12 protein-coding genes are annotated in these 11,632 nt (G+C 74.1%); 8 read left to right on the top strand and 4 right to left on the bottom strand.

The window, feature by feature from the left end; genetic code table 11:
• Positions 1-5 precede the first annotated feature (5 nt).
• Entirely contained in the window at positions 6-1,226 is a 1,221-nt protein-coding gene (gene metX / locus DEI93_RS09445) for a homoserine O-acetyltransferase MetX (protein ID WP_111120590.1), read from the bottom strand.
• A 231-nt stretch (positions 1,227-1,457) separates the two neighbouring features.
• Between metX and DEI93_RS09440 the strand changes: the two genes are divergently transcribed.
• Together DEI93_RS09440 and DEI93_RS09435 are read left to right on the top strand one after the other, a co-directional pair.
• Complete coding sequence (locus DEI93_RS09440) at positions 1,458-2,465, top strand: SDR family oxidoreductase (protein WP_111009233.1); 1,008 nt, start codon at positions 1,458-1,460, stop codon at positions 2,463-2,465.
• Positions 2,462-2,878 (top strand): hypothetical protein, encoded by a 417-nt coding sequence (locus DEI93_RS09435; RefSeq protein ID WP_146244478.1) that lies wholly within the window; start codon positions 2,462-2,464, stop codon positions 2,876-2,878. Before DEI93_RS09440 ends, DEI93_RS09435 begins: the two co-directional genes overlap by 4 nt.
• A 130-nt stretch (positions 2,879-3,008) precedes the next feature.
• On the opposite strand, the gene DEI93_RS09430 is transcribed toward DEI93_RS09435, so the two are convergent.
• Together DEI93_RS09430 and DEI93_RS09425 are read right to left on the bottom strand one after the other, a co-directional pair.
• Positions 3,009-4,343, bottom strand: coding sequence for a bifunctional o-acetylhomoserine/o-acetylserine sulfhydrylase (locus DEI93_RS09430; protein WP_111120592.1), 1,335 nt, complete (start codon positions 4,341-4,343; stop codon positions 3,009-3,011).
• A 193-nt stretch (positions 4,344-4,536) separates the two neighbouring features.
• Positions 4,537-5,664: an acyltransferase family protein gene (locus DEI93_RS09425; protein ID WP_111009230.1), complete on the bottom strand. Its 1,128-nt coding sequence runs from the start codon at positions 5,662-5,664 to the stop codon at positions 4,537-4,539.
• Between the two features lie 111 nt (positions 5,665-5,775).
• Between DEI93_RS09425 and DEI93_RS09420 the strand changes: the two genes are divergently transcribed.
• The 6 genes from DEI93_RS09420 (at position 5,776) to DEI93_RS09395 (ending at position 10,737) form a co-directional block, all read left to right on the top strand.
• On the top strand, positions 5,776-6,549 hold the full coding sequence (locus DEI93_RS09420) for an SDR family oxidoreductase (RefSeq protein WP_111009229.1): 774 nt from the start codon (positions 5,776-5,778) through the stop codon (positions 6,547-6,549).
• 34 nt (positions 6,550-6,583) lie between these two features.
• Complete coding sequence (locus tag DEI93_RS09415) at positions 6,584-7,147, top strand: phosphoribosyltransferase (RefSeq protein ID WP_111009228.1); 564 nt, start codon at positions 6,584-6,586, stop codon at positions 7,145-7,147.
• Positions 7,144-7,869, top strand: a complete 726-nt coding sequence (locus tag DEI93_RS09410) for a Type 1 glutamine amidotransferase-like domain-containing protein (protein ID WP_111013755.1) — start codon at positions 7,144-7,146, stop codon at positions 7,867-7,869. The genes DEI93_RS09415 and DEI93_RS09410 overlap by 4 nt, the downstream gene beginning before the upstream one ends.
• Complete coding sequence (locus tag DEI93_RS09405) at positions 7,866-8,564, top strand: uracil-DNA glycosylase (RefSeq protein ID WP_111013756.1); 699 nt, start codon at positions 7,866-7,868, stop codon at positions 8,562-8,564. The genes DEI93_RS09410 and DEI93_RS09405 overlap by 4 nt, the downstream gene beginning before the upstream one ends.
• Before the next feature lie 75 nt (positions 8,565-8,639).
• On the top strand, positions 8,640-9,245 hold the full coding sequence (locus DEI93_RS09400) for a GNAT family N-acetyltransferase (RefSeq protein ID WP_111013757.1): 606 nt from the start codon (positions 8,640-8,642) through the stop codon (positions 9,243-9,245).
• A gap of 67 nt (positions 9,246-9,312) precedes the next feature.
• Positions 9,313-10,737 carry an amidase gene (locus DEI93_RS09395; RefSeq protein WP_111120593.1) on the top strand — a complete coding sequence of 475 codons (1,425 nt, stop codon included), beginning with the start codon at positions 9,313-9,315 and terminating at the stop codon, positions 10,735-10,737.
• 72 nt (positions 10,738-10,809) lie between these two features.
• On the opposite strand, the gene DEI93_RS09390 is transcribed toward DEI93_RS09395, so the two are convergent.
• On the bottom strand, positions 10,810-11,571 hold the full coding sequence (locus DEI93_RS09390; protein WP_111120603.1) for an ABC transporter ATP-binding protein: 762 nt from the start codon (positions 11,569-11,571) through the stop codon (positions 10,810-10,812).
• Positions 11,572-11,632 lie beyond the last annotated feature (61 nt).

Genomic DNA, 11,632 nt, shown 5'->3' with positions numbered 1-11,632 from the left:
CGCGGTCACGCGTCGTGCAGCAGCCGCCGGAGGTGTCGCCCCACGGCCTCGTGCTCGATGAGGAAGCCGTCGTGTCCGTACGCGCTCGCGATGACCGTCGCGCGGTCGCCGTCGAGGGTGTCCGGGATGCCCGCGGCGATGCGGTCCTGGTCCTCGAGGGGGAACAAGCGGTCGCTCGTGATCCCGACGACGAGGGTGCGGGCACGGACCCGCCCGAGTGCCGGGACGACGCCGCCTCGGCCGGTCCCGACGTCGTGGGAGTCCATCGCGTGCAGGAGCGTCAGGTACGAGTCGGCGTCGAACCGCCGGGTGAACTTGTTCCCGTGGAAGTCGAGGTAGCTCTCGACCGAGAACCGTCCGTCGTCGCCGAGCGGCGACACATCGCTCTGCCAGCTCCGGGCGAACCGCCCGTTGAGCTCGTCGGGAGCGCGGTAGGTCAGGAGCGCCATCCGGCGGGCGAGCGCGAGGCCGCGGTGCGGGCCGTCGCCGGGTTCGGCGTCGAAGTAGTCGCCGCCGGCATACCCGGGGTCCATCTGGATCGCGGCGCGCTGCAGGGAGTTCCCCGCGATCTGGTCCGCCGTGGTCTGCGCCGGTGCCGACAGCACCGCCAGCCGCTCGACCCGCTCCGGGTACGTCACGGCGAACTCGAGGGCGTGCATGCCGCCCATCGAACCGCCGACGACCGCCGCGAACCGGTCGATGCCCAGATGGTCCGCCAGGCGCGCCTGGACGCCCACCTGGTCGCGGACGGTGAGGAACGGGAACCGCGATCCCCACTCGACGCCGTCGGGGGCGAGTGCGGACGGCCCCGTCGTGCCCTGGCAGCCGCCGAGCATGTTCGGCGCGACGACGAACCACCGGTCGGTGTCGATCGCCCGACCGGGGCCGACGACGTCCTCCCACCAGCCGGCAGTCCGGTGTCCGGGCCCCGCCGGGCCGGTGACGTGCGAGTCGCCGGTGAGCGCGTGGAACACGAGCACGGCGTTCGAGCGCTCGGCGTCGAGTTCGCCCCAGCTCTCGTAGGCGACGCGGGTCGACGGGAGCACCCCGCCGCGGACGGTCACGGCGCCGAGGTCCAGGAACCGGCGGGAGCCCGCCGGGTCGCCGGGTCGCCAGGCGCCCGTCACCGGTGGCTTGCCGACGATCCCGAGGCCGCCACCGAGCAGGGCGGGACCGGGGACCAGGGTCGAGGGGACCGAGTCCTCCGGGGTCGTCTGCCAGTCCATCGTCCGCCCATTCTCCCGGGGTCGCGGACGGCGTGGGTGCTTTGTTACGCGAGGGGCGTGGCGGGCGGGCTCCGGGCCTCCCGGCCGGCCCCGGCCGGGATCCATGTCCGTCTCAGGGAGCGGAGCGATCGGACGTGCGCCGCCCCACGCTCGCTGAGCGCCGCCGACGGCCGTCCGGTAGACGTGGAGGGCCGCGCCGCTCGGGCGACGGCAGGACGCGAGGAGGACCGGATGGCTCGTGGGATCGCCGTGGTGACGGGAGGCTCGGCCGGACTCGGCCGGGCGACGGTGCGGGAACTCGCCGCACGGGGCTGGGACGTCGCCGTCCTCGCCCGCGGGCAGGAGGGCGTCGACGCGGCGGTCGCCGAGGTGCGGCGAGCCGGGAGGCGCGGCCTCGCGCTCGTCGCGGACGTCGCGGATCGCGAGGCCGTCGAGGCCGCCGCCGACCGCGTCGAGGCCGAGCTCGGGCCGATCGACCTGTGGGTCAACGGGGTCATGGTCGGCGTGTTCGGCTCGTTCATGGACACCGACCCGGACGACTTCGCGCGGGCGAACCAGGTGACGTACTTCGGGTTCGTCAACGGGACCCGTGCCGCACTGCGTCACATGCGGCCGCGGGACCGCGGACAGGTGATCCAGGTCGGCTCCGCGCTCGGGTTCCGCGGGATCCCACTGCAAGCGGCGTACTGCGGCGCGAAGCACGCGATCGTCGGGTTCACCGAGTCGGTCGTCAGCGAGCTGCGCAACGAGGGCAGCAACGTCACGGTCTCGCGGGTCGACATGCCCGCGCTCAACACGATCCAGTTCAACTGGGTGAAGTCGAAGTTGCCACACCACCCGCAGCCCGTGGCGCCGATCTACCAGCCCGAGGTCGGGGCCCGCGCCATCGCGACGGTCGCCGAGCGGCCACGCCCGCGGACGTGGGTCGGAGAGTCGACCGTCTACACGATCATCGGGAACCGGATCAGCGGCCGGTTCGCGGACTGGTACGCCGCCCGCACGCTCGTCGACGGCCAGCAGGCGCCACAGAAGGACGAGCCGATGCTGCCCGACAACCTCTACGAGCCGGTGCCGGGGGACCACGGTGCGCACGGGATCTTCGACGACACCGCCCACGCGTGGTCGCCGCAGACCTGGTTCGTCGAGCACCGCCGCCTCGGGTCCGCGATCCTCGCGGGCGCGATCGGCGTGGCCGGCGTCGTCGCCACCGCCACCCGTTCCGTGGGTCGCGGCCGATGAGTCTCGGTGCAGCACCGGGGCGCCGCACCGCTCGGGAGGCCCGGCACCCGTCCGCACGGCCCGGTTCCGCCGCCGCGGTGGAGGTGGTGCGGGGCGGCCTGGGCGTCCTGCACCTCCTCGCGGCGCGAGGCGGTGCACCCGACCGGGCAACGGGTGCGCGTCGGGGCGGGGTCGCCGCGTTCCACCGGGTGCTCGGTCTGCGGCAACTCGTCGAGGCCGTGGTGCTGCGCCGGGTCGACACCCCCGACGCACACACGGTCGCCGCCGTGGTCGATGCGACCCACGCGGTCTCGATGCTGCCGCTGCTGCTCGTCGGCGGTCGGTGGCGACGCCTCGGCGCGTCCCAGCTCGTGATCGCGGTGGGGCTCGGCGTCGCCGAGGCGCTCCTCGTCGGCCGGGGCCGCCGCCGCTAGCCTTCGTCGGCCGGGCCGCCGCCGCTCGCCCTCCTCGGCCGAGATCGCAGAACACGCCGTTGTCGCAGCGGTCGAAGCGGCGTGTTGCGCGATGTCGGCGGGAGGGCGTCGGAGCCGGGCCGGTCGGTCGTCAGGCGGTGAGGCCCGCCTCGGCGACCCGACGCGCGGCGGCGAGCCCGGCCTCCAGGTCGGCGATGAGGTCCGCGACGTTCTCGATGCCCACCGACAGGCGGACGAGACCCGGCGTCACGCCCGTGGTGAGCTGCTGCTCGGGCGTGAGCTGCGAGTGCGTCGTCGACGCCGGGTGGATCACGAGGGACCGCACGTCACCGATGTTCGCCAGGTGACTGAACAGCGACAGGTTGTCGACCAACGCCCGGCCGGCGTCGACGCCGCCCTTGAGCTCGAACGACAGCACCGCGCCGACGCCCTTCGGGGCGTACTTCGTGGCCGCGGCGTACCAGGGGCTCGTCGGCAGTCCGGCATACGCGACCGTCGCGACGTCCGGGTGACGGTCGAGCCACTCCGCGATCTCCTGCGCGTTCTGCACGTGTCGCTCGATCCGCAGGCTCAGCGTCTCGATGCCCTGGAGCAGCGCGAATGCGGTGTCCGGCGAGTTCGAAGCACCGAGGTCGCGGAGGAGCTGCACCCGCGCCTTGACGACGTACGCGAGGCCGTCCCCGACCGCCTGCGTGAACACGGCGCCGTGGTACGACGGGTCGGGCTGGTTCAGCTCCGGGAACCGCTCGGCGTGCTGTGACCACGGGAACCGGCCGCCGTCCACGAGCACGCCGCCGATCACGGTGCCGTGGCCGCCGAGGAACTTCGTCGCCGAGTGCACCACGATGTCGGCGCCGTGCTCGAACGGACGGATGAGGTACGGCGTCGCGATGGTGTTGTCGACGATGAGGGGCACACCGGCGTCGTGGGCGACGGCGGACACCGTCGCGATGTCGAGCACGTTGATCTTCGGGTTGCCGATCGTCTCGGCGAAGAAGAGCTTCGTGTTCGGCCGCACGGCCCGGCGCCACTCGTCCGGGTCGTCCTGGTCCTCGACGAACGTCGTCTCGATGCCGAGCTTGGCGAGCGTGTACTTGAACAGGTTGTACGTGCCGCCGTAGATCGACGACGAGGACACGATGTGGTCGCCGGCGCCCGCGATGTTGAGCACGGCGTACGTCTCGGCCGCCTGCCCGGAGGACACGAGCAGGGCGCCCGTACCACCCTCGAGCGCCGCGATGCGCTGCTCGACGACGTCGTTCGTCGGGTTCATGATCCGCGAGTAGATGTTGCCCGGCGCGGCCAGGGCGAACAGGTCGCGGGCGTGGTCCGAGCTCTCGAAGACGTACGACGTCGTCTTGTAGATCGGCGTCGCGCGCGCCCCCGTCGTCGGGTCCGGTCGGGCACCCGCGTGCACCTGCGTCGTCTCGAAACGCCAGGTCGTCGGGTCGGTGGTCTCGGTCATGGTGTCCGTCCTCGCAGTCCGCACGCGCCGTGGTGACGTCGGGAGGGACGGCGCACCCTCGCGGTCCGGCCAGGCTAGGACCGCCCTCCACCCGCGGCAACGTCGGGCGTCAGCGCGCGTAACACGGCGGCGTCGGAACTCGTCGGCGACCCGCTCCGGGAGGCGCGGGTCGGGTCGGGAGGCGCGGGTCGGGTCAGGAGGCGCGCGTCGCCTCCGACGTCGGCTCCTGGTCCGGGTCGCGCCGGAACAGCAGCGGCACCCGCGGCTCGAGCAGCCACCGGGTCGCGGCCCGGACCGGTGGCGTCGCGAGCAGCACGGCCACCGTGATCGCGAGCGCCACCATGAGCAGCAGGTACGGCCAGGCCGAGTGCGGACCCGACAGCACCCCGGACTCCCGGATCGGGTAGAGCACGAAGGTGTGCAGCAGGTACACGTACATCGTCGCCTGCCCGAAGGCCGACAACCACACCCGCCGCCGCGGGACGAGCAGCAGGAACGACGCCGTGAGGGCGCTCGCCAGCACCATGAGCCCCAGTCGCAAGAACCCGGCCCACCAGGCGTCCTGCCCGAGCCCCGAGTACGAGTCGTCGTAGAAGAACCAGTGGTGCAGTTCGAACGAGCGGAACGGCCGGACGAACACGACGCACGCCGAGCCCCACGCCGCGAGCACCACGACCGCGGCCGACCGCACCCACACGACCACCCGCCGCGGCGCGCCGGCCCACCGGTCCATCACCCCCCAGCCCTTGAGCTGCCAGCCGAGGACGAAGAACGGCATGAGTCCGATCGCACGGGACAGCGACAGGGTGGAGTCGACGTTGTCGAGGTACCCGACGCCGATGCTCGCGGCGACCGTCCACAGCAGCGGCCACCGGAGCTGCGCCAGGTAGGGGAGCACGAGTCGGAAGATCCCGAGCGCGAGCAGGAACCAGAGCGTCCACGTCGGCTGCGTCGGGTTGAACTGCTTCCGGCCCTCGACGATCGACTCCACCACCGTCCAGATCGTCTGCATGACGATGTACGGCACGACGATCTCGGCGATCGTGCGTCGCATCCGCACGGCGGTCGGGGTCGCGGACGACGAGAAGTACCCGCTGATCACACCGAACGCCGGGATGTGGAACGCGTAGATGAACGTGTAGAGCGCCATCGCGTGGTCGCTCGCGGTCGTCTGCCGCTGGATCGCGTGCCCGATGACGACCAGCGTCACCGCGAGGAACCGCGCGGTGTCCCACAACGGCACCCGCACCCGCGCTGGTGCAGGCCCGTCGGGAGCGACCGGAGGAGCCGAGGGCGCGGTCGAGAGGACGTCCGTGCTCATGCCCCGCCACGCTACCCGAACGCGCACCATGATGACCGCCCCCTCGGGGTCGCCCCGGTACCGTTGGACGACAGGAGTCGGCACCGGAGTCGGCACAGGAGGACACAGCACATGGCAGCACGACGCGCGGTCGTCACGGGAGCGAGTTCGGGCATCGGAGCGGCGACGGTCCGCCTGTTCCGCGCGCACGGATGGGAGGTCGTGGCGGTCGCCCGGCGCGAGGACCGGCTGACGGCGCTCGCCGAGGAGACCGACTGCGAGGCGTTCGTCGCCGACGTCACCGACGCATCGGCCGTCGCGGCGCTCGCCGCACGGGTCGGGGAGCTGGGCGGCGTGGACGCCCTCGTCAACAACGCGGGTGGCGCGTTCGGGCTCGAGCCGGTGGAGACCTCGAGCGTCGACGACTGGCGTGCCATGTTCGAGGTCAACGTCATCGGCACGAAGCAGGTGACGAGCGCGCTGCTGCCCCATCTCCGGACCCGGGCCGACGTCACGGGCGGCGCGGACGTCGTGACGGTCACGTCGACCGCGGCGACGGTGCCGTACGAGGGCGGCGCGGGCTACAACGCCGCGAAGGCCGCGGAGCACGCGCTCGTCGCGGTCCTCCGCCTCGAGCTGAGCGGCGAGCCGATCCGGGTCGTCGAGATCGCCCCGGGGATGGTCCGCACCGAGGAGTTCTCGCTCGTGCGGTTCGGCGGCGACCAGGACCGCGCGGACGCCGTCTACCAGGGCGTCGCCGACCCGCTCGTCGCCGAGGACGTCGCCGCCGCCATCGTGCACGCGGTCGAGCTCCCCGCGCACGTCAACCTCGACCTCGTGACGATCAAGCCCGTCGCCCAGTCCGCGCAGCACAAGGTCGCCCGGGGCGAACTCCGCACCCGGTAGCGCCCGCGGACCGTGAGGGCGATAGCGTGGCGGGATGACCTGCCCCGCCGACGCCGTCCCCGCGGCAGCGCCCGCCGATCCGGCGCCCGCCACCGTCACGTCCGCGGGTGCCGACGCACCCCCGTCCCACGCCGAGGTGCTCGGGTGGCTCGAGTTCGGGGACGCCGCGCGGCACCTCGCCAAGGACGTCCTCGACGCGGGGTTCGTGCCGGACGTCGTCGTCGCGGTCGCCCGCGGCGGACTCCTCATCGGCGGTGCCGTCGCCTACGCCCTCGGCACGAAGATGTGCGGGTCGATCAACGTCGAGTTCTACACCGACGTCGAGCAACGGCTCGCCGCGCCGATCGTCCTGCCCCCGGCACTCGACGCGCCGAGCCTGGCCGGCAAGCGCGTGCTCGTCGTCGACGACGTGTCGGACAGCGGCCGCACCCTCGCGCTCGTCGTCGACATCGTCCGGCAGGCGGGGGCGGACGTCCGGAGCGCCTGCCTCTACTCCAAGCCCGGAACCGTCCTCGAGCCCGACCACGTGTGGCGGCGCGTCTCCGGGTGGATCACGTTCCCGTGGAGCGCCCTCGCACCCGTGACGGCCGAATCGTGAGCGTCCACCTGGTCGGTGGCGGCACCGACGCCACCCAGGCCTCCGACGTGTACGGACGGTTCCTCGCCGAGGCGACACAGCGCGGCGCGATCGTCGGCCGGTCCGCGCCGCGGGTCGCCGTGCTCGCGGTCGGCGCACCCGACGCGGCCGACACCCTGGTCGCGCTGCTCGGCGAGGCGGGCGGTGGCGACCTCCTCCCCGACGTCGTCGCGGCCGGCGCCACGTTCGACACCCGCGTGCTCAGCGACGTCGACGGCCTCGTGATCGCGGGTGGTCGCACGCCGGACTACGTGACGGCGACGGTGCCGCTCGTCGACCAGATCCGGTTGCTCGTGGCCGACTCGCTGCCGTACCTCGGGTACTCGGCGGGCGCGATGATCGCGGCGGACCGAGCGCTCGTCGGCGGGTTCCGCATCGGCGGGGTGGACGTCTCGCCGGAGTGGACCAGCGAGGGCCTCGACGAGGTCACGCTGCAGGAGGGCCTCGGCCTCGTCGACCTCGCGATCGACGTCCACGCGGCGCAGGCGGGCACGCTCTCGCGGCTCGTCGCAGCCGCCGAGGCCGGCGTCGTCGCGGGTGGTGTCGCCATCGACGAGGACACCGTCCTCATCGTCGGCGAGGGCGCGCTCGAGGTCCGTGGCTCGGGCAGCGTCTGGCGGGTCATCGCATCGGAGGACGGCGAGGGCGACCAGTTCGTCTCGGTGGCGACGATCGGCGCATGACCGACGGCGTCGCGGTGCACCCCCTCGCCGAGCTCGTCGACCCCGGCTGGGCGCGGGCGCTCGCACCCGTGGAGGACGACGTCCACGCGATCGGGGCGTGGCTCCGGGAGGAGGTCCGCGCCGGACGTCCGTACCTGCCGGCGGGGCCGTCCGTCCTGCGGGCCTTCGCCGACCCGTTCGACGACGTCCGCGTGCTCGTGCTCGGTCAGGACCCGTACCCGACGCCGGGGCACCCCATCGGTCTGTCGTTCGCCGTCGACCCGCACGTCCGGCCGGTCCCGCGGAGCCTCGCGAACGTGTACCGGGAGCTCCGGGACGACCTCGGCGTCGAGCCGCCGGTGCACGGCGACCTCCGGGCCTGGTCGTCGCGCGGCGTCCTGCTCCTCAACCGCGTGCTCACGGTCGGGGTCGGCGCGCCGGCGTCGCACCGCGGGCGGGGCTGGGAGCGCGTGACCGAGCAGGCCGTGCGGGCGCTGGCCGCCCGCGAGGCGCCCCTGGTCGCGGTGCTGTGGGGTGCGCAGGCGGCGGCGGTGCAGCCGTTCCTCGGGGACACACCGGTGGTGGCGTCGGCCCACCCGAGTCCGCTGTCGGCCGCACGCGGCTTCTTCGGCTCGCGCCCGTTCTCGCGCGTGAACGCGCTGCTCGAGGCACAGGGCGCGGAGCCGATGGACTGGACCCTCCCCGACACGGTGTGAGCGCCGGACGCCCCGCCTCGCCGGTCCGTAGGCTGGCGGGCGTCGCGGCCACCGCGGCCGGGAGGGACGGGTGCGGTGCTCGAAGAGGAATACCAGCCGCGTCGGCGGTTGCCCCGGCACCTCCGGCCCGCGACCACACCCGAACCGGCGTTCACCTACGTGATCCGGGCGGCCGAGCCGAGCGACCTGCCCGACGTCCGTGACATCCACGGCCACTACGTCCGGAACTCGTCGGTCACGTTCGACGCGTCGGCGTTCTCGTTCGCGGCCTGGAAGCAGCGCTACGACGACGTGCGCCGCCGCGGGCTGCCGTTCCTCGTGGCCGAGAACCCCTCGGGGCAGATCCTCGGGTACGCGCTCGTGACGCCCTGGAACCCCCGGGACCGCTCGAACCGCGTGGTGGAGGACTCGATCTACCTCCGCCCGGCGTCGGGTGGCAAGGGGCTCGGACGTGCCCTGCTGACCGCGCTGCTCGAGGAGAGTGCGGTCGCCGGGGTGCGCGAGGTCGTCGCGGTGATCGCCGACCGGGCCGCCGAGGCGTCGATCCGGCTGCACGCGTCGCTCGGCTTCACCGAGACCGGACGGATGGCGCGCGTCGGCTACAAGTACGAACGGTGGCTCGGCACGGTCACCATGCAGCTCCGGTTGCGGGGCGGCCGGGGCCGACGCCCGCTCGCATGACCGTCCGCACCGCCGGGAGCATCCGCCTCCGCGCCGCCGCCGGCGCCGCTGGCTAGGCTCGGGAGCCGTGTTCGAACTCCACCACCTCAGCGCGCAGGACCTGTGGGACTGGATCCGTCGGGGCGAGGCCTCCCCGCTGGAGGTCGCGGAGCACTACCTCGGCCGGATCGAGCGCATCGACCCGGGACTCGGGGCGTTCACCGCGGTGACCGCCGACGCCGCCCGTGATCGTGCTGCCCACCTCGCCGAACGGGTGCCGACGTCCAGGCCGCTGTGGGGCCTCCCGAGCGGTGACAAGGACCTGGTGGACCGAACCGGATTCGTGACGCGGGCGGGCTCCCGAGCGGTCGCCGCGACGCCGGCGGTCGCGGACAGCCCGCTCGTGCGGGCGCTCGACGACGCCGGGACGGTGTCCCTCGGCCGCACCGCGACCCCGGAGTTCGGCTTGTCGTCGACGACCGAATCGCTCGCGACCGGTGCGACGCGGAACCCGTGGGACACGTCGGCGAGCCCGGGTGGGTCGAGCGGTGGTGCGGCGGTGGCGGTCGCGGCCGGGTTGCTGCCCGCCGCGGTCGGGTCCGACGGCGGCGGGTCGGTGCGGATCCCGGCCGCCGCGACGGGCCTCGTCGGGCTCAAGCCGTCCCGCGGGCGGGTGCCGGCGATGCCCGGGCGCGCCGGACTCGGCGGACTCGTGGTGGCCGGGCCGATCACGCGGTCGGTCGCGGACGCCGGGATGCTGCTCGACGCCCTCGTGGCGCCGAGCGGTCGCGCGGTCCCGGAGCCGTTCGCGCTCCGCACGCCGGACGAGGGCGAGGGTCCCTTCACGGCCGCGGCGACCCGCGGTGAGGGCCGGTTCACGGTCGGGCTCCTGCACGGGTCACCGTGGGACGACGCCGTCGACGTGCGGACGAGTCCCGAGGCCGCCGCGGCGGTCGCGGAGACCCTGGCGCTCCTCGACGCGCTCGGGCACGGCGTCGAGGACGTCGCGATGCCGCGGGTGGAGTACGCCCGGTGGTTCCGTGTCGCCTGGCAGGCCTCCGCGGCACGCATCCCGGACGTGCCCGGTCTCGACCCCTCACGCCTGGAACCGCTCACCGCGTGGCTCGTCGAACGCGGACGGGAGCTCTCGGGCGTGGCGGTGCTCGAGGCCATGGCCGGACTCGATGCGTTCTCGGTCGCCCTGGTGCAGGCGTTCGCGTCGTACGACGCCGTGCTCACCCCGACGCTCGCGCTCCCGCCGCGACCGCTCGGCTGGTACTCGGACGACCCCGAGGAGAACTTCGCGGACCAGTGCCGGTACTCGTCGTGGACCTCGATGTGCAACGTCGCCGGGCTGCCGGCGATCACGCTGCCGGTGTCGACCACGGACGCCGGCCTCCCCATGGGCGTGCAGCTCATCGGCCGCCCCGGTGGGGAGCGCACGGTCCTCGCCCTCGGCGCCCAGCTCGAGCGTCGGGTGCGATGGCAGCGGCGGCACCCGCCGCAGTGGTGAGGTCGGTGGGCCGGACGCCGTCCGCGGTGCAGGGCGACGGCCTCCCGTCCGGCGCAGCGGTCGGGCCGGACCTCAGACCGGCGGGAGCGTCGGCGCGGCCGCGACGAGTCCCCGCGTGACGTCGTGCCGCGGGTCGTCGAGCAGGGTCGCCGGGCCCTGCTCGACGATCCGCCCGGCGTCCATCACCGCGACCCGGTCGCACAGCCGCTGCACGACGCCGACGTCGTGCGACACGAGCACGAGCGTCATCCCGAGGTCCTCGGTCAGGCGGTCGAGCAGGTCGATCACCCGGGCACGAACGACGACGTCGAGCGCGCTCATCGGTTCGTCGCCGACGAGCAGCGCGGGCCGGTGCACCACCGCGCGGGCGATCGCGATGCGCTGGCGTTGACCGCCGGAGAACTCGTGGGGGAACCGGTCGGCGGCGTCGTCCGGCAGGTCGACCCGGTGCAGGGCCTCGGCGACGAGCGCCGCGTGGTCGCCCGGCACGCGGAGGGCGCGCAACGGCTCACCGACGGTCCGACCGATGCGCATGCGCGGGTCGAGCGACGCGTACGGGTCCTGGAACACGATGCCCGTGCGGCGCCGGAACCAGCGCGTCGTGCGCGCGGAGGCGGCTGCCGACAGCGGGCGACCCCAGGCGCTGACGCTCCCGGACGTCGGTGCCTCGAGCGCGGTGAGGAGGCGGACGAGCGTCGACTTGCCCGAGCCCGACGCGCCGAGGACGCCGAGGCGCGCACCCGCGGGGACGGTGAGGTCGACGGCGTCGACGGCGGTCCGCGTCGCGCCGGGCTCGAACGGGCCGCGACGCGGGAGCCGGTAGGTCCGTGACAGTCCGCGCGCCTCGAGCGCGGGCGAGTCCTCGTGCTGGGTGTGCCCCGCCGCGGCGGTCCCG

It is taken from the genome of Curtobacterium sp. MCBD17_035, from assembly GCF_003234815.2.
In the GTDB taxonomy this organism is placed as follows: Bacteria; Actinomycetota; Actinomycetes; order Actinomycetales; family Microbacteriaceae; genus Curtobacterium.
The sequence above is the reverse complement of the archived record's forward strand: the minus strand, read 5'-3'. Positions and strand labels throughout refer to the sequence as shown.